Here is a 20,135-nt window from a genome sequence, read left to right as displayed (position 1 = left end):
CCACAGAAAATCGGCTCAGCGCGAAGTGGAAGCGCTGACCAGGTCGTAGCGCTCAACGCGGCCGACGCGTGCCACCTCGGCCTGCACGTCGGCGCGCTGCTTCAGCGCACGCCAGGCCGCATCGATCTTCACGTCACCGGGCAGCGAGGGGTAGGTGCGCATGTCCTGCAGGGAGGCCAGCGTCTCGCCACGGTCGGTGGGGGAGCGCAGCTGTTCGATCAGCACTGCGGCTGCGCCGTCCAGGTTGCCTTCGTCCAGCAGCATCTCGCGATGGAACAGGCGTGCGTCGTCGCGCTGGGCAAGGATCACCGAGCGGGCGGCTTCCACTGCCTGGGCATCGCCGCGTTCGCGGGCGGCAGCGAACTGCAGCAGTGCCTGGGCCGCCTTGCCGTAACCGGCCAGGCCTGGCATGTCATTCACTGCGGCAGCAGCGTCCTGCATGCGGCCCAGCGAACTGAGCACGAAGCCGACGTTGAACTGGTGCTCGGCACCATCCGGGCCCAGCGCACCGATGCGTGCGGCCAGCCTGGCTGTGGCCAGCGCATCGTCGGTACGGCCCAACCGGCGCAGCGCCGTAAGCCGGCTGTTGAGCAGCCATGCCACCCATTCGGCTTCCGCCGCCGAGGGCGACTCACCTTCGGCCGCCGCACCGGCCATGCCATCGGTCAGTGCCAGCACTTCCTCGTTGCGGTCCAGCATCAGCAGCGTACTGCTGAACTCGGCCATGCGTGCGTCCAGCGCCCGGTCGAGCAGGCCGGAGACCCGCAGTTCGTCGAGGTGTTTCTGTGCAGCCTGCACCGGATCGAAGCGGGCATCGGCGCGGTCGACATAGCGATCAAACCGCTTGTCACTGCGCAGGCGGATGATCTCGGCGGGGCCGGTGATGCGCGCCAGCGTGGCGGGAATCCTGTCGCCACGGTCGTTGTCGGCCTGCAGCGTGGCCAGTGCCAGCCACAGCCCGGTGGGTTCCAGGCCGCCGCTCTTCCAGCCGTTGTCGAACAGCGCCTGCAGCAGTTCCATGCGCTGCTGGGGCTGGTCCCGCAGGCGGAACTGCAGGTAGTTGATCGCGTGGTGGTCCACCGGCAACGGCGCGTCGGCATGCTTCAGCGCCTGCACCAGGTGCTTCGTGGCAGGTGCCGGTTGGTTCTCGGACAGTTCCACCGAGACCAGGGTCAGCAGGATCTGCGCGTCGTCCGGCAGTGCTTCCTGCGCGCGCTGCAGGTAGCGTCGGGCCTGCTCCGGCTTCTTCTGCACCATTGCGGTCCAGCCGGCCACCTGCGCGGCGCGGCCGCGGTGTTCGGCATCGAAGTCATCCAGCATCGGATCTTCCATCAGCCGTTCCATTGCGATCAGTGCGCCCAGCGTGTTGCCACTGCGCGACTGCTGGATGGCTTCATCCCATCGCGTGGCATAGGCCTGGTGCATCGCATCGGCGGTGACGGACGGCTTCTGCGGTACCACCGTGATCGAAGCAGTGGCGGATGTGCTGGCCAATGCGGCAATCAGCAGGGCGGCGACGGGGAGGATGCGGGGCATGGAGGATTTCCATCCGTGGGAACCGCATTGAACCCGCTGCAGCCAGCGAGAACAAGCGCGATGGATGGAACTCTGGCGTTTGACCGCACGATTGGCCATGGCGGATCGTGCGTTCAGCGACTATTGTCGGTGCCTCTTCAGACAGCAGGCAGGCAGCGCAGCACGATGGCACGGTGGCAATGGATGGCGGCAGGCGTAGCATTGGCGACGGTAGTGGCATTGGCCGCAACCTGGTGGGAGACACCGCTGCATACGCTGGCTGAACCGGCGGGTCCGGTTCCAACGCCGCTGGCGTGGACCGCGCAGATCGAACCGCTGGCCGGCGATGGCCACCCGGGTGACCGCGATGGCGCGTCCGCGCAGGCACGTTTCGCCGATCCGTACGCGTTGCTGCGCAGTGCCGATGGCAGCGTTTATTTCACCGATGCCGGCGACAACAACCGGATCCGCCGCCGCTTGCCCGATGGTCGCGTTGAAACGGTGGCCGGGCAGGGCGAGGGGCGCGTTGATGGCCCGGCACTGCAGGCCAGTTTCAATACGCCGTCGGGCATTGCCGCCGACGCGCAGGGCAACCTGTATGTGGCCGACACCGGCAACCATGCCATCCGCCGCATCGGCACCGATGGCCAGGTGACCACGCTGGCCGGTGGCGAACAGGGCCACGCCGATGGCCCTGCCGCGCAGGCACGCTTCGATGCGCCGATGGGCATCGCAGTGGATGCGCAGGGCCAGGTCTACGTGGCCGATACCTTCAATGACCGCATCCGGGTGATCGGTACCGATGGCAACGTGCGCACCCTGGCCGGCGGCGATCGGCCGGGCCTGGCCGATGGCACCGGCGCCGCTGCGCGCTTCGACACGCCGGTGGCGTTGGCCTTCGATGCGCAGGGCGCGCTGCTGGTGGCCGACCTGTTCAACAACGCGGTGCGCCGCGTAGGCGCCGACGGCACGGTGAGCACCGTGGTCGCCGCCGGTGGCGTGATCAATGGGCCGCTGTCGCTGGCCACCACGCACGACGGTGTGCTGTACGTGGGCGATCTTGATGGCCGCATCGTGCAGGTGACGCCGCAGGGCCACCAGATCGCGCTGGTCGGCAATGGCCGCCTGCCGCGCCTGGCCCGCCCGAGCGGGTTGGCGCTGGATGCCGATGGCAGCGTGCTGGTGGCCGACGCCGCCAGCTACCGCCTGCATCGCCTGCGCCCGCTGCCGGTGGGCGAACTGCCGGCACCGGCACTGGTCGGCCCGGCTGCCGATGCGGCGTTGCCGGAGACGGGCGGTCGCTGGCCGCTGGCACCGCAGGACGGTTGGCATGAAGTGGTCGGTACGCTGGGTGAGGTGCGCGGCAACTTCACCGGCGAGAGCCGCCACCACCTGCATGGCGGTTTCGACGTGCGCGGTGATGTGGGCCAGACCGTACTGGCGATTGCCGAGGGCAAGATCAGCAGCCCGGTGGCCGCCTGGAGCCTGGGTGAGCAGGCCGAGGGCCTGGCGGTGGACCGCCTCAAGTACATCCACATGCGGGTCGGCCGCACCCCGCGCGATGAGCCCTACGATGCGCGCTGGCAGGCGTTGTATGACGAGCAGGGCAAGCTGGAGCGGATGCGCGTGCGCCGCGGCATGCGCATCCACGTCGGCGACCGCCTGGGCAGCATCAACAACCAGGCGCACGTGCACCTGGCCGTGGGTACCGGTGGTTTCGAGACCAAAGCCGTGGCGCTGGGCTTCCACAACTACGCCGACCACTTCGCACCGCGCATCACCGATGTGGCGCTGCTGGACGACAACGACCAGCCGATGGCCGCCGGCAGCGATGGCGTGGTGATGGTGGCGCGCCAGGGCCGCGGCGTGCAGATCGTGATCGAGGCCTGGGACCAGGTCGACAACAACCTGCCGCGCCGCCGTCTGGGCATGTACCAGGTGGGCTACCAGATCCTCGATGCCGGCGGACAGCCGCTGCAGGGTTACGAGCAGCCGCGCTGGAACATCGTGTTCAACCGCATGCCGCCGCAGAAGGAAGCGGTGCGCGTGGCCTACGCACCGGACAGCGGCATCACCGTGCATGGCAGCGCGGTAACCCGGTTCCGCTACCTGGCCACCAATACCGTGCGTGATGGCCTGATGGAAACCGGACGCTGGCAGCCGGCGGCGTTGCCGCCGGGCGAGTACATCGTGCGCGCCAGCGTGCGCGATTACAGCGGCAACGAAGGCGTCGGCCCGCGCGAGATCAGAGTACGGCTGCTGCCATAGCGGCAGCCGGGGCGCCGCAGCGTTCGCGCTCGGCGTCCATGTCTTCCAGCGGCCGCACCTCGATGCTGCCGAAGCGCGCCCAGGGGAAGTCGCGGGCGATGCGCATGGCTTCGTCGCGGTCGCGGGCGACGATCAGGTTGAAGCCGGCCAGCAGTTCGCGGGTTTCGGCGAACGGGCCATCGAGAACACGGCTGTTGCCATCACGCACGCGCAGGGTCTGCGCGGTGTCGACCGGCTGCAGCTTCTGCGCGGCCAGCAGCGTGCCCTCGGCCTGCAGCTTGTCGGCGTGGGCCAGGCAGTCGCGCATCAGCGCATTGAATTCTTCGATGGGCAGGGCCTGCAGCAGGGCAGGCTCGATGTAGATCAGAAGCAGGTACTGCTGCATGGCACGGTCCTGGCGGGGGCGGAGTGTCCATGATCGCGCAGGATTGCGCGTGGGCATGTTGCAGCGCGGGAGGCGGCGCCTTCGGCGGGGATCGGCGAACGGCGGAGCCCCTCCGTGGTGGGGTTGGGTTGGTCGCTGAAAGCTGGGTTTCTGGCGGTTGGCCGGGTGGGTAGGCGGGTCGGGGGACGCCGTAAACCCGTCCATGGGGGCTTGGCCGCGGCATCCATGCCGCGGACACCCCCGCCCCGCCTACCCACCCGGCCCTGGACAGTTTCCTGCGGCGTCCACCACGGAAAATCACAAACAAGAGCAAAAGCGGGTCGCTTCGCTCGCAAAGCCGAGCCCGCCAGCCAATCGCCGTTGTTTTTGCTTTTGCTTTTGCCTTTTTTCTTGATCTTCCCGTGGTGCGTGCCGGAGGCAGGAAACTGTCCAAGGCCGGGTGGGGAGGCAGGGCAGGGGCGTGAGCCGCATGGATGCGGCGACCGAGCTTACATGGACGTACTTGCAGCGTCCCCTGCCCTGCCTCCCCACCCGGCCAAACCCATGAACCCGAGCTTTCAGCGACCAACCCAACCCCACCACGGAGGGGCTCCGCCGTTCGCCGACCTCCGCCGAAGGCACGCTTTCCGCGCAAGAAAAAAATTTCCAACAGACGTGTCGATTCCCAGCCCCCTGGTTCGTTGTACCCAATGAAGGGCACGCACCACGCGTCCCCACGGGAGACCGCAATGAAAGTGATGGTGATCGTGAAGGCCAACGCCGACTCCGAAGCCGGCCGCATGCCCAGCGAACAGGAACTGTCCGAAATGGGCGCCTTCAACGAACAACTGGTGGCCGCCGGCATCATGCTGGCCGGTGAAGGCCTGCACGCCACCCAGCGCGGTCGCCGCATTCACTTCGGCAGCGGCGCACCCAGGGTCGAGGCCGGTCCGTTCGGCCCCGCCGGCGACCAGATCGCCGGCTTCTGGCTGTGGGACGTGCGCTCGCTGGACGAGGCCGTTGAATGGGCCAGCCGCGCGCCGTTCAACAGTGGCGGCACGCTGGAGCTGCGCCCGCTGATTTCCGCCGAAGACTTCGGTGAAGCCTTCACCCCCGACTTACAGCAGCAGGAACAGCGTCTGCGTGCACAGCTGGAAGGTTGACCCGATTCATCTCCCTGCCGGGCCCGACCCGGCACTACTGCCCTGAACCGCACAACGGAGTATTGCCATGAAACTGATTCCCTTCCTCGGCTTCAGCGGCCAGGCCCATGAGGCGATGGCGTTCTACGCCAAGGCACTGGGTGGCCAGGTCACTTCGGAAATGAAATACCGCGACATGCCGCCCTCCGATGGCTCACCGGGCTGCAACGAGATGCCGCCGGAAACCCTGGACCACGTCGCGCACAGCCAGCTGGAGATCGGCAGCGCCATCGTGATGGCGGCCGACGGTCCCGGCGGCGGCGAGGGTGGCTCGACCACCATCAATGTCGACGTCGACAGCATCGAAGAAGCCGAACGCGTGTTCGCTGCACTGGCCGAGGGTGGCCAGGTGCAGATGCCGATTGCCGAAACGTTCTGGGCCCACCGCTGGGGCATGCTGATCGACCGCTACGGCAAGCCGTGGATGGTCAACTGCATGAAGCAGCCCTGATCCCCCTTTTTGTCATTCGCAAGGAGCTTCACCGATGAGCGCACCACAACCGCAGATGATCTTCGTCAACCTGCCCGTGCAGGACCTGGAGAAGTCGAAGGCGTTCTTCACCGCGTTGGGCTACAGCTTCAATCCCACCTACACCAATGACGATGCGGCTGGCATGGTCATCAGCGAGAGCATCTACGTGATGCTGCTGACCCAACCTTTTTTCCAGCAGTTCACCAACAAGCCGATTGCCGATGCACACACTCACACGGAAGTGATCAATGCGCTCTCGGCCCCCAGTCGCGAGGCAGTTGACGACTTGGTGGACAAGGCACTGGCTGCAGGTGCCAGCGAACCGCAGCCGGCGCGCGACTACGGCTTCATGTACCAGCGCGGGTTCCAGGACCTGGATGGCCATCTCTGGGAAATCGCACACATGGACGGCGAGCCGGGCTGACGGCCGCCGCAAGGGAGAACCCTCATGGCTTACGTGGATGCTTACGTGCTGCCGTGCCCACAGGACAAGGTGGCGGCCTACCGCCGCCTTGCCCGCAAGGCCGGTGCGGTGTGGAAGGACCATGGCGCGCTGCAGTACATGGAATGCGTGGCTGACGATGTGGATCCGGGCAAGAGCACCTCGTTCCCGCGTGCGGTCAAGGCAAAGCCCGGCGAAACGGTGATCGTCTCCTTCGTGGTGTTCCGTTCGCGCGCGGCGCGCGACCGCATCAACGCCAGGGTAATGGCCGACCCGCGGCTGGCGTCGCTGGGCCCGAAGGACATGCCGTTCGATACCAGGCGCATGTTCTGGGGTGGCTTCAAGCCGATTGTTGAAGCGTGAGCTGCGGCGCTTGTGCGGGCCGGGCGTGCGTGCTGTGATCGGCGCATGCCCGATCCCGCACTGACGCAGCGTCTGGAAACCCTCTGGCGGATGGAGTCGCCGGTGTTGATCGCGCGCCTGGCGCGGCTGCTCGGGGGCGATGTCGGCCGTGCCGAGGAGCTGGCCCAGGACACCTGGCTGGCCGCGCTGGAGCGCTGGCCGGAACAGGGCATCCCGGACAACCCCGGAGCCTGGCTGATGACCACTGCGCGCAACCGTGCCATTGATGTGCTGCGCCAACACCAGCGCGTGGCGCAGCAGCATGCGCGGTGGGGCGAGGAACTGCACCCAGCGGCGCTGCCGGCACCGGATGACAGCCAGGCGCTGGAGGATGACCTGGGTGACGATCTGCTGCGGTTGATGTTCGTGGCCTGCCATCCGGTGCTGCCGGCCGATGCGCGGGTGGCACTGACCCTGCGCCTGCTCGGTGGCCTGACCACCGTCGAGATCGCACGTGCGTTCCTGCAGCCCGAGCCGACCATCGCCCAGCGCATCGTGCGCGCCAAGCGCACCTTGGCGCAGAAGCAGGTGCCCTATGAGCTGCCGCGCGCGGACGCGATGCCCGAGCGGCTGGCTTCGGTGCTGGAGGCGATCTACCTGGTCTTCAATGAAGGTTACGCGGCCAGCGCCGGCGATGACTGGATGCGCCCGGCGCTCTGCGAGGAGGCACTGCGGCTCGCACGCATCCTGGCGTACCGGCTGCCGATGCCGCCGGTGCTGGGTCTGCTGGCACTGATGGAACTGCAGGCATCGCGTGCTGCGGCACGGACCGACGCGCAGGGCGCGCCGGTGCTGCTGGACCAGCAGAACCGCGCGCGCTGGGACTGGCTGCAGATCGAACGCGGGCAGCAGGTGCTGGCCCGCGCGCTGGCCGCCGGTGGTGCTGATGATCCCTATGTACTGCAGGCGCGCATCGCCGCCTGCCATGCGGCTGCGCGTCGGGCTGAAGCCACCGACTGGCCACGTATCGCTTCGCTCTATACCCGGTTGCTGCAGGTGATGCCTTCGCCGGTTGTCGCTTTGAATCGGGTCGTGGCGGTGCTGCGCAGCGAGGGCGCGTTCGCTGCGTGGGCACAACTGCAGCCGCTGCTGGTGGATGCACGTCTGCGCGACTATGCCCCTCTGGAGGTCGTCCGCGCGGAGATACTACAGGCGCTGGGGCGCGACCTCGACGCACGTCATGCTTTTGCCGAAGCCGCCAGACTCAGCCAGAACCAGGCGGAGCGGGGCCTGCTGCGCCAACGGGCCGGACTGCCGCCCCAGGAGTGACTGCGACGAACGCAGCACTTGTCGGCAGGCGCCTGAGCGGCTATGTTTCGCGCCCAGCGGACGCATCAGCGTCCGCATTCCGTGCGTATTGACCGAGGAGCGGTTGGATGTATTCAAGGACGAAGAGCGCATCGCGCGCTTTTGCGCGCCTGCTTGCCTGTGCCCTGTGCCTGGCCGTGTGGCCGATGGCCGCGCAGGCGGCTGACAAATCGCAGCAGGCCTACTGGGCCGGTTTTGCCTATACCGCGGATGCCGCTGCCGTGCAGGCGACCACGCCGCATGCGCATGCCGTGCTGGAAAAGCGCGGCCTGATCCCGCTGAACCAGACCCTGGCGCAGGCGCTCAAGCGCCGGCCGCCGGCGAACCTGGAGCTGATCGACCAGCCGGTGGCGATGCTCGACGGCACCACCAGCGCGACGGTGCTGGCCGCCGCACTGGACCGCGAACTGGTCTCGGTCGAGCCGATCGGCAACCAGTACAAAGTGCTGGTGGAAGTGGCCCTGCAGGCACTGTTCTTCGATTTCCGCGAGCGCCAGGTGATCGCGTCCTATCCGCTGACCCTGCAGCGCATCGACGTGCAGGATTACCGGCCGGACAACGACGATATCGATGCGATCGTCGCCGATCTGCTGTACGGCAGCGCCGATACCAGCCTGTCGCAGGTGCTGGCCGCCAGTCTCGCCCAGGCCAAGCTGCCCGATGCCGCCGTGCGTCGCCTGCAGGTCGGTGGCGTAACCCTGTCCGACGCGGTCCGCGCCAAGCTGCCCGACCCGAAGTGGGAAAGCCCGCTGCGCGCCACGCTGGCCCATGAACTGTCCAAGACGCTGTCGTCCAATACCGGCGTCGGCCTGCTGCCGCCGGCCTCGGGCCAGGCGATCGGTGGTGCGATGGCCGCCCGCTTTGCCGACGGCAAGGTCTACCAGCTGAAGATCCCCGAGCCGGACTACGTCATCACTGTGCAGGTCGATGCGCTGAAGAACGGCGTCATCAATGAAACCCCGGCGATGAAGACGATGCTGTTCGGCGCATTCTTCACCGCCAAAGTGACCGAACCGTTCTCCGGCAAGGTCTATTTCGAACAGCCGCTGCGCAAGGGCGCCACCAAGGTGGTGCCGGTCACGCAGTGGCAGGTCGACCAATGGTCGGCCAGCTACGAAACCCTGCTGGCCGGCTTCGATGCCTTCGCCGGCGCCGCCGCCAAGCGTGCCGATTCGCGCGCATGGCTGGACGAACAGAAGCCGGGCGGCCGCCCGTTGCAGCAGCAGACCCAAGCCCTCCAGGAGTTGATCAAGTCATGTCGTTGATGCGTACCATCCTGCTCATCCTCATCGCGCTGGTGGTGGCCTCGCCGGTCGCCGCGCAGACCGCGAGTTCGCGCGGTACCGGTTCGGCCAGCTACGGCCTGCGCCTGAGCGCCGACACCCGCGCCCAGGCCCTGAACAAGGCCAAGGTCAATGCACTGGAGGCGTACATCGCTGAAACCGGTGCGGCCAAGCTGCGCCTGTTCGAAGCCCGCCGCGCCGAGTTCATCGGCGAGATCGACCGTTATGTGCTCAGCGCCGTGCCGCTGTCGGACACCGAAGACAAGAAGGCCAAGACCTACACCGTCACTGTCCGCGCCGAGATCAACACCACGCTGCTGCAGACCAAGCTGGACGCAGGTTCGGCCGTGGCCGGTGCCACCGCCGCGCAGCGTTCGCTGCTGACCTTCCTGTTCATGGCACGCTCGCAGGACACCGTGCAGTCGTTCCAGGACAAGGAATACCGCCGCGTCGACGCCAGCAGCAGCTACAGCGAGAACACCCGTGAAGGCGACAGCTTCCGTGGCAACTCGGTCAGCACCAACGGCAGCATCAACCAGAACGGTTCGGTGTCGGTCACCAGCGGTGGCAGCACCACCCAGCGCAGCGACAACATCAGCTGGAAGGTGGCCAATGCCGCTGAAGTGAACACTGCGATGACCGGTGCCTTCAGCGCCGCCGGCTACGAAGTGGTTGAAGCCGAGTATGTGGAAGGCGAATCGCGCGGCCTGCTGAGCATCGAGCGCATCCGCAAGGACTTCAGCACCGGCAACGACCTGTCTGCCGCCACCCTGCGCGATACCGCCAACGGCATCCGTGCGGCCAACATCCCCTACATCGCCGTCGGTACCCTCGACGTCGGCATGCGCGACCGCGATCCGGCCAGCGGCAACACCCGCGTGTTCGTCACGGTCACCGGCAAGGTGCTGGACGTGACCGGTCGTTTCCCGCGCACCGTGTCGTCGGTGGGCCCGGTGCAGTTCTCCGGCACCGGCCCGAATGAAACCGTGGCCCGTACCAATGCCCTGCAGCTGGCTGCCGAGAAGGCCGCCCAGCAGATGATCAACGAACTGAACGTCAAGGCAGTCCGCTGATCCGCCACCCGGTGGGTGCCGAGCTCGCTCGGCATCGCGCTGGGGTTACCGATTCCCACGTGCCGCTTCGCGGCCGTCTCTCCCAAAGGACACTCATATGATCCGCAATACCGCTCTTGTCGTGGCCATCGCTGCCGCCACCCTGTCGATGCCGGCCCACGCGGGCCTGGGCAAGCTGAAGGACCTGGCCGGTGCCGCCACAGGCACCTCCAGCAGCAGCGCCTCCAGCGCCGCCGCTCCGGATGAAGCCGCGCAGGAAGCGCTGGTGCGTCGTTTCGTCAGCTCGCAGTCGCACTCGCTGCAGGCCCAGACTTCGTTCGCCCGCGCCTTCGGCCTGGCCGAGCAGGTGCAGCTGCTGGAAGCCGAGCGCCAGGCGCTGTCGTCGGGTTCGGTCAGCGTCGATGCGATGAAGAAGTCGGTGTCGGTCAGCGAAGCTGCGCAGGCCGCGATCAACGAGCGCCAGGCCGCTCAGCCGGAACTGAACGCTGAATCCAAGCAGCACTACGCCGAAGGCCTGGTCTCGCTGCTGTCTTCGGCGGCCGAAGCACAGAAGCTGGGCGGCGAAGCCAGCAGCTTCACCGCCGGCATGAAGAACCTGGGCGCGACCCAGCTGGCCACCGTTGGCCGCAAGCTGGCAGCGGGCGCATGGGTGGCCAAGGAATCGCCGGGCTTCATCCAGGGCCTGTACGGTTCGACCAAGTCGGCCGTGACCTTCGCCAGGAAGAGCAAGGTGAAGGTGCCGTCCAACGCCGACTCGATGCTCGACTCGATCTGATCCGAGGCGAATCTCCATGCGTATGACAACCCGTTTGATCGGCCTGGGCCTGGCCGCCGCGCTGCTTGCAGCCTGCGGCAAGCAGGACACCCCGGCCGCCGCGCCCGCCAAGGACAAGGCAACCAGTGCACTGGCCAGCAATGCGCCAGTGGAAGCAGCGCCCCTGCGTGGCACGCCGGATTTCGGCGGCACCACCCAGGTCGCGCGCGAAGCCGACGGCATCGGCAGCACCCCGGAACTGGCGGTGCTGGCGGCGCTGCAGTCGGCCGTGGCGCAGGTCAACGGCGTACGCGTGGCCAGCCAGATGCAGGGCCTGCGCGCAGGCCTGCATGTGGATGTGGATGGCGAACACGTCGGCGATATCCGCGCCGACGCGTTCACCCAGCAGATGATCGCCGGCTCGCAGGGCGCGGTGCTGGGCTATGAAATCCTGTCGCAGGATGAAGTGCGGCAGCTGGACGAGGAAACCATCGCCCGCGTGCGCGCCAGCGATGAAGGCTGGAGCTTCAAGGGCTCGGCGTCGGCCAATGCGTCCGGCGAAGCCTCGGCCAAGAGCGGTTCGGCCTCGGCCAGCGTCAGGGAAAGCTACGACGAGAAGGTCAGCGTCGATGCCAAGCGTGGTGCAAGCTCGTTCGATTCCGACGTGACCCACCGCAGCATGCGCAGCTACTGGAAGGTGCGCGTGCGCGCGCAGATCGCCCAGTACCGCGCGCCGGACGAGCAGGGCAAGCCGAAGATCGTGGTTGCACTGCCGCGCACCAAGGCCGGCAGCTACGCCGTAGGCGATGGCCGCGTGGATGCCGATGAAGTGGCCGACGCGATCCGTGCGCGCCTGTCCGACACGCTGACCCAGACCCAGCGCTTCATCGTGCTGGACCGCGAGTTCGGCGACGAACTGCAGGCCGAGATCGACCACATCAACAGCGGCAACGTGCGCCTGCAGGACACCGCGCGCGTGGGCCAGCAGCTGGCGACCGACCTGATCCTGATACCGACCATCGAACGCTTCGAGTACCCGCGCAGCGTGCGCAACCTGCGCATGTCCGACCGCCAGGTGACCTCGTACTCCGGTGGCGGCCGCATCACCCTGCGCCTGATCAACGCCACTACCGGCCAGGTGGTGATGTCCGACAGCTTCGACCACCAGCTGGCCTCGACCGGCCCCAGCACCCTGCCGCGCGTGGTCAACGGCCGCAACATGGCCGCGGCGATGATGGAATCGCTGTCGGACCAGATCGGCACCAGCATCGTCACCACGCTGTTTCCGGTGTCGGTGGTCTCGGTGGACGGTGACCAGGTGGTGCTGAGCCAGGGCGGTGACACCGTGCAGGCCGGCCAGCGCTGGCAGGCCGTGCGCCTGGGCGAAGAACTGAAGGACCCGCAGACCGGCCGCTCGCTGGGCCGCAGCGAACACCCGTGCTGCACCATCCGCATCGACCGCGTCGCTGCACAGACCTCGTACGGCACCATCGAAGACGGCGTCGACGCGATGCGCGGCGGTTTCCGTCCGGGCCAGATCGAACTGCGCCAGAAGCTGGGCAGCAAGCCGGCCGCCGCCGCCGCAGGTGCGACTGCCTCGGCCGCTCCCGCAGCTGCCGCACGCCCGGCCGCCAAGCCGAAGCCCAAGCCCGCTGCCGCGCCGGCCGAAGACCCGAACTGGTAACAGGCTCAAGCAACACACCGATGGGGTCAGAGCCCTTTCCCGCCGGGAAAGGGATCTGACCCCTTCGTGTTTTCCATGCGTGTCGACCAAGGTCGACACCTACCAACAGCACCGGGAAGCTGTCGAAGGCGGGGTGGGTCCGGTTGCGGGGGTGTCCGCGGCATGGATGCCGCGGCCAAGCCCCCAAGGACGGGTTTACGGCGTCCCCCGCAACCGGACCCACCCCGCCGTCCCACCGAATGCCTGCTTCTGCTGTTGCTGTTGCTCTGGCATCGGCAGGTGCAGGGCGCAGCCCTGCCGAATCCCATTACACTCCAGAAGGATTTCCTGCTGGAGAGAGCAATGAAACGAGTAGTACTGGGCGTGCTGGCCCTGTCGGTGTCGAGCGCACTGATGGCGGCGACCCCGAAATTCGATGGCGCGCGGATCTCCGCCGACATCAAGGAACTGGCCTCCGACGCCTACGAAGGCCGCTCCCCGGCCACCGCCGGCGAAGAAAAGACCATCGCCTTCCTCAGCAAGCAGTTCGCCGACGCCGGCCTGCAGCCGGGCGGCGACCTCAAGGACGGCAAGCGCCTGTGGACCCAGGCCGTGCCGCTGCGCAAGGGCGACATCGTCGGCGCGCCGCAGTTGGCATTGCACCAGGGCGGCAAGACCCTGCCGCTGGAACAGGGCAAGCAGATTGCCGTGCGCGCCGCCATGAACGGGGCCAGCAACGTCGACATCAGCAAGGCCCCGCTGGTGTTCCTCGGTTACGGCGTGAAGGCCCCGGAGCGCAACTGGGACGACTTCAAGGGCGTGGACCTGAAGGGCAAGATCGCCGTCGTGCTGATCAACGACCCGGACTTCGAGACCGGCCAGGGTGACTTCGACGGCAAGGGCATGACCTACTACGGCCGTTGGACCTACAAGTACGAAGAAGGCGCCCGCCAGGGCGCGCTGGGCGTGCTGATCGTGCACGAGACCGCACCGGCGTCGTATGGCTGGGCCACCGTGGCCGGCTCCAACACCAACACCATGTTCGATGTGGTGCGCGACAACCCGGCCGACAGCCACCCGCTGCTGGAAGGCTGGATCCAGCGCGACCTGGCCGTGGAGCTGTTCCGCTCGGCCGGGCAGGATTTCGAGGCGCTGAAGAAGAAGGCGCAGCAGCGCGACTTCACCCCGGTGCCGCTGACCGGCGCCAGCCTGGACGCGAAGTACGCGGTGAAGACCGAAGTGATCACCTCGCACAACGTGGCCGCGCGCCTGGAAGGCAGCCGCCACCCGGACGAGACCATCGTCTACAGCGCGCACTGGGACCACATCGGCGTGGGCGAGCCCGACGCGCGTGGCGACCGCATCTTCAATGGCGCACTGGACAACGCCAGCGGCACCGCCTCGCTGATCGAACTGGCGCGCGGCTTCGCCAAGGCCAAGCGTCCGGAGAGGTCAGTGCTGTTCCTGGCGGTCACCGCCGAGGAAAAGGGCCTGCTGGGTTCGGAGTACTACGCCACCCATCCGCTGTATCCGCTGGAAAAGACCGTGGCGGTGATCAACATGGACGGCATGGCGCCGTTCGGGCCGTCGCGTGACTTCGGCATCTACGGTGCCGCGCGTTTCGAGCTGCTGGACCAGCTGAAGGACGTGGCCAAGGGCTGGGATATCCGCTACACGCCGGACCCGAAGCCGGAAGCCGGCCTGTTCTTCCGCTCCGATCACTTCCCTTTCGCCAAGCGTGGCGTTCCGGCACTGTCGTGGTCGGCCGGCCAGGACTGGGTGGACGGTGGCGTGGCCGCGGGCAAGAAGGCCTCCGAGGACTACACCGCCAAGCGCTACCACCAGCAGGGCGACGAATGGCAGCCGGACTGGGTGTTCGCCGGTGCCGCCCGCGACCTGGAAGTGCTGTACACGCTGGGCAACCAGCTGGCCAACACGCGCAGCTGGCCGAACTGGAGCAAGGACGAATCGTTCCGCGCCGTTCGTGACGCCAGCGCCGACCAGCGCAAGTAAGGGCATGCGCCGGGTTCGCCCGGCGCCTCCCGGGCAGTGCCGGCCGCTGGCCGGCATCCCTGTGATGCATGCGGAGAAAGTGGGGAGCCGGCCAGCGGCCGGCACTACCAGATGGCCTTCCATCCCCACTTTTCCGGCCTTCGTCGCAGCCCGCTTGTTTGCCCGGCGCGCCGCCCTATGCTCGGCTCACCCCCTTCCTCCAAGGCGCCGCCGTGTTCGCCAGCCTCTCTCTCCTGATCCGCCACCTGCTGGCCTGGGCCGCCGCGCTGGTTGTCGCCGGCATGGTCTGGAGCGGCATCTTCAGCGGCATGAACGATGGCCCGGGCTGGGTGTTCGGCCTGCTGGCGATGTTCCTGATGATCTCCGCGCTGGGCAGCGCGATCACCCACGTGCGCCGGGTCTGGCTGGTGGCCGGCCGACTGGATTCGACCACGTTGTCCGGGCGCCAGCGCCGCCAGGTGGAACTGCCGATGGATGCCGGCCAGGCCTATGCCGTGGTGGAAGCGGCAATTGCCGAACTTCCGCGCGTGGAAGATGTGGAAAGCTCGGCCGGCAGCCTGCAGGTGCGCGCCTACGTGCGCCGGGTCGACCTCTGGAATGGCCGCCAGCCGTCGCGCTGGAATCTGCCGGCGCGGCTGGCGATCAAGCGCAACAGCGTGCTGGCGACGGTCACGCCGGGGCAGGGCACCAGTACCGTCACTCTGCTGTTCGAACCGGATGCCGGCTGGTGGGCCGATCTGCTGGCGCTGGATGAGGGCAGCAACTTCGAGAACGCCGAAGCGGTTACCCGCGCGATCAGCCGCCGCGTGGCCGACCAGCGCCGCGATGAGCAGGCCGCCGCCGAACAGACCCAGGTGGAAAAGGAACTGTCGGTCGCGCGCTTGAACCTGCTGCATGCGCAGGTGGAGCCGCACTTCCTGTACAACACGCTGGCCAACGCGCAGGTGCTGACCCGCACCGACCCGGCACGTGCCGAGCAGATGCTCGGCCACCTTATCCAGTACCTGCGCAGCTCGTTGCCGCAGGTGGACGAGTCGGTGTCGACACTGGGCGTGGAGCTGGAACGCACGCGCGCCTACCTGGAGATCCTGCGCATCCGCATGGGCGCACGGTTGGCGGTGGAAGTGCAGGTACCGAATGAGCTGCACGGCGTGCACCTGCCGGCGATGGCACTGCAGACGCTGGTGGAGAACGCGATCAAGCACGGCCTGGAACCCAAGCCCGGCGGTGGCACGATCTGGATCCTGGCGCGTGGCTTCGATGACCATGTGACCGTGACCGTCGCCGACGACGGGCTCGGCTTCGGCCAGGGCACCAGCGGCACCGGCATCGGCCTGAAGAACCTGCGCGAACGCCTGCGCCTGACCTGTGGCGAGCAGGCCGGCGTGGCGATCGTTGCCAACTTCCCCAGCGGTGTGGCCGCGACCATGACCTTGCCGCAGACACACAAGGAGCGCAGCCATGCCGCTTGAAGCCCTCATTGCCGAAGACGAGGAACTGCTGCGGCAGTCACTGGTGGAACAGCTGCGCCGGTTGTGGCCGGAGCTGAAGCTGGTGGCCGAGTGTGAGGACGGCGCCAGTGCGCTGGAGCAGCTGGCCGAGACGCAGCCGGACATCGCGTTCCTCGACATCCGCATGCCCGGCATCAGTGGCATCGAAGTTGCGCGCTCGCTGTCCGAGCTGAGCCCGCGTACCCAGGTGGTGTTCGTCACCGCCTATGACCAGTACGCCATCGATGCGTTCGAGCAGGGCGCGATGGATTACCTTCTGAAGCCGGTCAGTGACGAACGCCTGCTGGCGACGCGTGAGCGCATCCTGTCGCGGCTGCCATCGGCGCGCCAGGATGACGCCGTGCTTGAACGCCTGCTGCAGCGGCTGGGTCCATCGCAGGGTGCTGCCGAGCGCCCGCCGCTGGCCTGGATCACCGCCAGCAACGGCCGCGAGACGCAGCTGATCATGCTGGAAGATGTCGCCTACTTCCGTGCCGACAACAAGTACACCACCGTGGTCACCGCTGCCGGCGAGAGCCTGTTGCGCACACCATTGCGCGAACTGCTGGAAGTACTCGACCCGCAGCACTTCCGCCAGATCCACCGCTCCACCATTGTCAACATGAAGGCTGTGGCGGCGGTCAGCCGCGACGATACCGGGCGCGGTGTGCTGCGGCTGCGGGGCCGGACGGAAACACTGGTGGTCAGCCAACCATTCATGAGCCTGTTCCGCGGCATGTAGCCGCACCGCACCTTTCCGCTATCAGGAGCATTGCATGCGTCCTTTCCTGCTTGCAGGCCTCGCTGCACTGGCGCTTGCCGGTTGCCAGAAGTCCACCGAAACCGCGATCACCCGCACCACTGCCAATGGCGTGGACACGCTGTACAGCAAGCGCACGATAGTGGACGGCGTGGCGCGTTTTGAGTGCATGGCCAGCCGCAGCGGTCAGTGCCATTACCTGTTGCTGGACCCGGCCTGTCGTCCTGACGCGGCGTGTGCGAAAGCGCCGATACGGTCGTTCGCGTTGGCGGCCGGCACCACCCAGGAGTTCAGGGACCTGCCGAAGGGCTTCGCCCAGTGCGTCAGCGAGGATCGGAAAGAACAATGCCACCGTGAGTGATCACGGCGGCATTGTGGGTCCCCCCGCTTCCCTGAAGGGTCAGTAGGCAGGCTGTAGCGTCAGGTCGTGGTGGTGCTCGTTCTCGCCCACGTGGTTGAGGCGGCCGACCAGTTCGGAGTGCTGCTTCATGCGCCCGATCTCGGTCATGATGCGGATGTCCTCGTGGCGCAGCTCGCGCTTGGCGGTGACCGCCTGCTTGTAATCGAGCACTTCCGGGTAATGCTCGGCCAGTTCCAGGGCCTCGGCCACGTGCTCGACGCTGTCGGCCTTGGAGCTGATGCGTGCGCGACTGTTGAACGCCTTCATCCAGCGCTCGAAACCGGCCTGCTGATCGAACATGTTGGCCATGAACCAGATCACGAACAGGATCGAGACCCACGAGCCGAACACGACTACCACGCGGGTGAACGTGATATGGAAGTCGTCACGCCACAGGTAGTTGGCGATCAGGCCAAGAATCAGCAGCGAGGCCGCCTGCCAGCCGACGATCGAGGCGATCAGCCATTGGCACTTGGCCTGCGCCAGCACGGCTACTTCATCGCGGATCTGCTGCTCGCTGAGATTGCGCCAATGCGCAACCTGTTTATCGAACGGGCTGCTGTAGAGCTCGTTGTCGCGAAGCAGAATTCCCAAACCCTTGAACAAAGCAATCATGGCTGGCTCCTTGTGGAACGTGCGTCGATCAGCATTGGACGGTGTGGCGAGTCCAGTTCTAGCACTTCCAGCGAGCCGTGCAATGGGCGCAATGCCAAGCCGCGTAAGGGCCTTCTCTGAATCGGTGAATGTTGCTGCATCGCAGCATCGAGGCCGGAGCCTGCGACAGGATGTCGCAGGGTGAAATGTGCTGCGGCCGCACATGAAACCGTGGCTGAGTGCGAAGACTCGCCGCCGGCGTCGTGATCGCCCAGAATCGGGGCTGACCGCGCAACTCGCGGCCACTCTTTCGCTTTCCCTGGATCTGTGATGCCGGCTCTGCTGCAGCGACTCTCCCGCCCCGTCACCGCGCCGATCCGGCGCTGGGTACTGGAGGCCTTCCCGCGTGGCCAGAGCGGCATCGATTACGACCAGCCGCTGGGTGACCCGGGCTGGTTTGGACCTGACAGCGTGACCTGGCGCCTGCACGCCGAGTTCCCCTCGATGCTGGCCGGGGGCCTGTGTGCGCTGATGCTGCAGACCCTGCATCCGCGCGCGCTGGCCGGGGTCTACGACCACTCCAATTTCCGCCAGGACCTGGTGGGTCGCCTGCGTCGCACCACCGCGTTTGTCGCCGGTACCAGCTATGCACCCAGCGGGGAGGTAGAGGCGCTGGTGGACAAGGTGCGCCGCATCCATGCACGGATCCGCGGCCAGACCGCGCAGGGCGAGCCCTACGCGGCGGACGATCCACAACTGCTGACATGGGTGCACGTGACTGAGGCGTTTGGTTTCCTGCAGGGCTTCCGTCGCTACGGGCGCGAGGTGCCGGCGTACATCGCCGACCGCTACTACGACGAGTACCGCCGCGTGGCCGAGGCACTGGGTGCGGTGGATGTGCCGCGCAGTGAAGCCGAGGTGGCAGCGTACTTCTGCGCGCGGCAACCGGAGCTGCGTGTGGACGAGCGCTCGCGTGAAGTGCTGGAGGTGTTGTCCGGCGTGCGCCTGCCGGTACCGGTGCCGGGGCTGTCGCGCGAGGTGTTCCTTGGCGCCGGTGCGGCACTGCTGCCGGACTGGGCCGAAGGCATGCTTGAACGCAGCGGCCGCCAGCGTGCGCAGGCGGCCGCTTCAGCGAAGCTGATGCAGGGCATGGCGCCGCTGTTCCGCCGTGCGCTGCCCGATGGCCTCGCCAGCCGCGCCTGCGCGCGCATGGACGTGCCGGTGGAAGCCCTGCGCGAGTGGCCCGCGATTACCTGGTAGGTGCCGACCTTGGTCGGCACGCGCTGCGCGATAAAGCTTCATCCACGCATGGCGTGGATCTGCTGATGCCATGGTTTTGGTTGGCACGCGTTGCGCGCGGTGCCGCAGAAGGGCCAACCAAGGTTGGCCTCTACCAGAGCGGATGCCGCAGTAGATCCACGCCATGTGGATGGGCCTCACCCGGCCGACTTCAACCCACGCAACAGCAGTTCCAGCGCCGTCGTCGCCTGCCGCAGGCGCGCGTCGCCATCCTCGCCCTCTGCAATCCAGAACGCGGCCTCGGCCAGGCTGCCGTAGATCAGCGATGCCAGCGCGTGCGCATCCACCGGCGCCACCACGCCCTGCGCGATCAACTGTTCGATCAGGCGCTGCATCGAGTGCACGCAGTGGCGCTGCGATTCCGGTGAGGCGCCACCCAGCACCGCGCGCGCGTCACGCAGCACGATGCGCTGGATCTCCGGCTCCAGCGCCATCTCCAGATAGGCACGGCAGCGCTGTACGAAACCGTCCCAGGCATCATCCGCGCCATCGCTGATCGCCTGCAGGCGCAGGTCGGTCTCGGCATCGAGCTGGGCGACCACCGCGGCCAGCAGGCCCTTCTTGTCGCCGAAGTGGTGGTAGAGCGCACCCCGGGTCAGGCCGGCCTGGGCGGTCAGGTCATCCATCGAGGTGGCGGCATAGCCATGCTCGCTGAACACGCGGCGGGCGGTGGCCAGCAGGCTGGCACGGGTTTCTTCCATCTCGGCGCGGGTGCGACGGACCATCCGGAGCTCCTTACATACGCAGTGCATGATTATTTACATACGACGCGTATGAATGTAGGCTCTTATTCATACGCTCTGTATGTATTGTCGTGGCGCCGGGAGCGCCAG

19 protein-coding genes are annotated in these 20,135 nt (G+C 67.1%); 15 read left to right on the top strand and 4 right to left on the bottom strand.

Features of this window, described 5'->3' with window-relative positions; translation table 11 throughout:
• Nucleotides 1-15 precede the first annotated feature (15 nt).
• Nucleotides 16-1,536 (bottom strand): hypothetical protein, encoded by a 1,521-nt coding sequence (locus JLDANKMP_RS11365; RefSeq protein ID WP_212561125.1) that lies wholly within the window; start codon nt 1,534-1,536, stop codon nt 16-18.
• A 165-nt stretch (nt 1,537-1,701) separates the two neighbouring features.
• Between JLDANKMP_RS11365 and JLDANKMP_RS11360 the strand changes: the two genes are divergently transcribed.
• Nucleotides 1,702-3,783: an NHL repeat-containing protein gene (locus JLDANKMP_RS11360; RefSeq protein ID WP_212561124.1), complete on the top strand. Its 2,082-nt coding sequence runs from the start codon at nt 1,702-1,704 to the stop codon at nt 3,781-3,783.
• Here the strand turns inward: JLDANKMP_RS11360 and JLDANKMP_RS11355 are convergent.
• The gene (locus JLDANKMP_RS11355; protein ID WP_111189825.1) at nt 3,761-4,168 is read right to left on the bottom strand and encodes a YciI family protein; all 408 of its coding nucleotides are present in this window, start codon (nt 4,166-4,168) and stop codon (nt 3,761-3,763) included. The two genes, JLDANKMP_RS11360 and JLDANKMP_RS11355, sit on opposite strands and share 23 nt — an antisense overlap.
• A gap of 728 nt (nt 4,169-4,896) precedes the next feature.
• On the opposite strand from JLDANKMP_RS11355, the gene JLDANKMP_RS11350 reads away from it, so the two are divergent.
• From JLDANKMP_RS11350 to JLDANKMP_RS11290, 13 genes are all read left to right on the top strand, one after another.
• A complete protein-coding gene (locus JLDANKMP_RS11350; protein ID WP_065184048.1) occupies nt 4,897-5,310 on the top strand; it encodes a YciI family protein in 414 nt (137 codons plus the stop codon).
• A gap of 67 nt (nt 5,311-5,377) precedes the next feature.
• Complete coding sequence (locus tag JLDANKMP_RS11345; RefSeq protein ID WP_005407887.1) at nt 5,378-5,800, top strand: VOC family protein; 423 nt, start codon at nt 5,378-5,380, stop codon at nt 5,798-5,800.
• 34 nt (nt 5,801-5,834) lie between these two features.
• Nucleotides 5,835-6,245, top strand: coding sequence for a VOC family protein (locus JLDANKMP_RS11340; RefSeq protein WP_212561123.1), 411 nt, complete (start codon nt 5,835-5,837; stop codon nt 6,243-6,245).
• Nucleotides 6,246-6,269: 24 nt separating this feature from the next.
• The gene (locus JLDANKMP_RS11335) at nt 6,270-6,626 is read left to right on the top strand and encodes a DUF1428 domain-containing protein (RefSeq protein ID WP_049460675.1); all 357 of its coding nucleotides are present in this window, start codon (nt 6,270-6,272) and stop codon (nt 6,624-6,626) included.
• Nucleotides 6,627-6,671: 45 nt separating this feature from the next.
• Nucleotides 6,672-7,934, top strand: coding sequence for a sigma-70 family RNA polymerase sigma factor (locus JLDANKMP_RS11330; protein WP_212561122.1), 1,263 nt, complete (start codon nt 6,672-6,674; stop codon nt 7,932-7,934).
• A 107-nt stretch (nt 7,935-8,041) separates the two neighbouring features.
• Nucleotides 8,042-9,238 (top strand): hypothetical protein, encoded by a 1,197-nt coding sequence (locus JLDANKMP_RS11325; protein ID WP_212561121.1) that lies wholly within the window; start codon nt 8,042-8,044, stop codon nt 9,236-9,238.
• Nucleotides 9,229-10,329 carry a hypothetical protein gene (locus JLDANKMP_RS11320; RefSeq protein ID WP_005407892.1) on the top strand — a complete coding sequence of 367 codons (1,101 nt, stop codon included), beginning with the start codon at nt 9,229-9,231 and terminating at the stop codon, nt 10,327-10,329. The genes JLDANKMP_RS11325 and JLDANKMP_RS11320 overlap by 10 nt, the downstream gene beginning before the upstream one ends.
• Nucleotides 10,330-10,426: 97 nt before the next feature.
• Nucleotides 10,427-11,104 carry a hypothetical protein gene (locus tag JLDANKMP_RS11315; protein ID WP_099523796.1) on the top strand — a complete coding sequence of 226 codons (678 nt, stop codon included), beginning with the start codon at nt 10,427-10,429 and terminating at the stop codon, nt 11,102-11,104.
• Nucleotides 11,105-11,120: 16 nt separating this feature from the next.
• Complete coding sequence (locus JLDANKMP_RS11310) at nt 11,121-12,767, top strand: CsgG/HfaB family protein (RefSeq protein WP_212561120.1); 1,647 nt, start codon at nt 11,121-11,123, stop codon at nt 12,765-12,767.
• A 342-nt stretch (nt 12,768-13,109) separates the two neighbouring features.
• On the top strand, nt 13,110-14,759 hold the full coding sequence (locus JLDANKMP_RS11305) for a M28 family metallopeptidase (protein WP_212561119.1): 1,650 nt from the start codon (nt 13,110-13,112) through the stop codon (nt 14,757-14,759).
• Between the two features lie 212 nt (nt 14,760-14,971).
• Nucleotides 14,972-16,231 (top strand): histidine kinase, encoded by a 1,260-nt coding sequence (locus JLDANKMP_RS11300; protein ID WP_005407896.1) that lies wholly within the window; start codon nt 14,972-14,974, stop codon nt 16,229-16,231.
• Entirely contained in the window at nt 16,221-16,991 is a 771-nt protein-coding gene (locus JLDANKMP_RS11295) for a LytTR family DNA-binding domain-containing protein (RefSeq protein WP_154329218.1), read from the top strand. Before JLDANKMP_RS11300 ends, JLDANKMP_RS11295 begins: the two co-directional genes overlap by 11 nt.
• 34 nt (nt 16,992-17,025) lie before the next feature.
• Nucleotides 17,026-17,370, top strand: a complete 345-nt coding sequence (locus JLDANKMP_RS11290) for a hypothetical protein (RefSeq protein ID WP_212561118.1) — start codon at nt 17,026-17,028, stop codon at nt 17,368-17,370.
• Nucleotides 17,371-17,409: 39 nt separating this feature from the next.
• On the opposite strand, the gene JLDANKMP_RS11285 is transcribed toward JLDANKMP_RS11290, so the two are convergent.
• Nucleotides 17,410-18,024, bottom strand: a complete 615-nt coding sequence (locus JLDANKMP_RS11285; protein WP_005407899.1) for a hypothetical protein — start codon at nt 18,022-18,024, stop codon at nt 17,410-17,412.
• Nucleotides 18,025-18,333: 309 nt separating this feature from the next.
• On the opposite strand from JLDANKMP_RS11285, the gene JLDANKMP_RS11280 reads away from it, so the two are divergent.
• Nucleotides 18,334-19,263: an oxygenase MpaB family protein gene (locus JLDANKMP_RS11280; protein WP_212561117.1), complete on the top strand. Its 930-nt coding sequence runs from the start codon at nt 18,334-18,336 to the stop codon at nt 19,261-19,263.
• A 176-nt stretch (nt 19,264-19,439) separates the two neighbouring features.
• Here the strand turns inward: JLDANKMP_RS11280 and JLDANKMP_RS11275 are convergent, their stop codons facing one another.
• Nucleotides 19,440-20,027, bottom strand: a complete 588-nt coding sequence (locus tag JLDANKMP_RS11275; RefSeq protein ID WP_212561116.1) for a TetR family transcriptional regulator — start codon at nt 20,025-20,027, stop codon at nt 19,440-19,442.
• Between the last annotated feature and the right edge of the window lie 108 nt (nt 20,028-20,135).

The organism is Stenotrophomonas sp. PE591, from assembly GCF_018320795.1.
GTDB lineage: Bacteria > Pseudomonadota > Gammaproteobacteria > Xanthomonadales > Xanthomonadaceae > Stenotrophomonas > Stenotrophomonas maltophilia.
Note: the sequence above shows the minus strand (reverse complement) of the source record. Positions and strands in the feature narration are given on the sequence as shown.

What these genes read in the sequence shown, in the direction of transcription:
- JLDANKMP_RS11315 (WP_099523796.1), top strand. Translation starts at nt 10,427, where the DNA reads ATGATCCGCAATACCGCTCTTGTCGTGGCCATCGCTGCCGCCACCCTG.
- JLDANKMP_RS11320 (WP_005407892.1), top strand. Translation starts at nt 9,229, where the DNA reads ATGTCGTTGATGCGTACCATCCTGCTCATCCTCATCGCGCTGGTGGTG.
- JLDANKMP_RS11340 (WP_212561123.1), top strand. Translation starts at nt 5,835, where the DNA reads ATGAGCGCACCACAACCGCAGATGATCTTCGTCAACCTGCCCGTGCAG.
- JLDANKMP_RS11345 (WP_005407887.1), top strand. Translation starts at nt 5,378, where the DNA reads ATGAAACTGATTCCCTTCCTCGGCTTCAGCGGCCAGGCCCATGAGGCG.
- JLDANKMP_RS11335 (WP_049460675.1), top strand. Translation starts at nt 6,270, where the DNA reads ATGGCTTACGTGGATGCTTACGTGCTGCCGTGCCCACAGGACAAGGTG.
- JLDANKMP_RS11365 (WP_212561125.1), bottom strand. Translation starts at nt 1,536, where the DNA reads ATGCCCCGCATCCTCCCCGTCGCCGCCCTGCTGATTGCCGCATTGGCC.
- JLDANKMP_RS11295 (WP_154329218.1), top strand. Translation starts at nt 16,221, where the DNA reads ATGCCGCTTGAAGCCCTCATTGCCGAAGACGAGGAACTGCTGCGGCAG.
- JLDANKMP_RS11325 (WP_212561121.1), top strand. Translation starts at nt 8,042, where the DNA reads ATGTATTCAAGGACGAAGAGCGCATCGCGCGCTTTTGCGCGCCTGCTT.
- JLDANKMP_RS11280 (WP_212561117.1), top strand. Translation starts at nt 18,334, where the DNA reads ATGCCGGCTCTGCTGCAGCGACTCTCCCGCCCCGTCACCGCGCCGATC.
- JLDANKMP_RS11305 (WP_212561119.1), top strand. Translation starts at nt 13,110, where the DNA reads ATGAAACGAGTAGTACTGGGCGTGCTGGCCCTGTCGGTGTCGAGCGCA.
- JLDANKMP_RS11330 (WP_212561122.1), top strand. Translation starts at nt 6,672, where the DNA reads ATGCCCGATCCCGCACTGACGCAGCGTCTGGAAACCCTCTGGCGGATG.
- JLDANKMP_RS11275 (WP_212561116.1), bottom strand. Translation starts at nt 20,027, where the DNA reads ATGGTCCGTCGCACCCGCGCCGAGATGGAAGAAACCCGTGCCAGCCTG.
- JLDANKMP_RS11310 (WP_212561120.1), top strand. Translation starts at nt 11,121, where the DNA reads ATGCGTATGACAACCCGTTTGATCGGCCTGGGCCTGGCCGCCGCGCTG.
- JLDANKMP_RS11285 (WP_005407899.1), bottom strand. Translation starts at nt 18,024, where the DNA reads ATGATTGCTTTGTTCAAGGGTTTGGGAATTCTGCTTCGCGACAACGAG.
- JLDANKMP_RS11290 (WP_212561118.1), top strand. Translation starts at nt 17,026, where the DNA reads ATGCGTCCTTTCCTGCTTGCAGGCCTCGCTGCACTGGCGCTTGCCGGT.
- JLDANKMP_RS11360 (WP_212561124.1), top strand. Translation starts at nt 1,702, where the DNA reads ATGGCACGGTGGCAATGGATGGCGGCAGGCGTAGCATTGGCGACGGTA.
- JLDANKMP_RS11355 (WP_111189825.1), bottom strand. Translation starts at nt 4,168, where the DNA reads ATGCAGCAGTACCTGCTTCTGATCTACATCGAGCCTGCCCTGCTGCAG.
- JLDANKMP_RS11350 (WP_065184048.1), top strand. Translation starts at nt 4,897, where the DNA reads ATGAAAGTGATGGTGATCGTGAAGGCCAACGCCGACTCCGAAGCCGGC.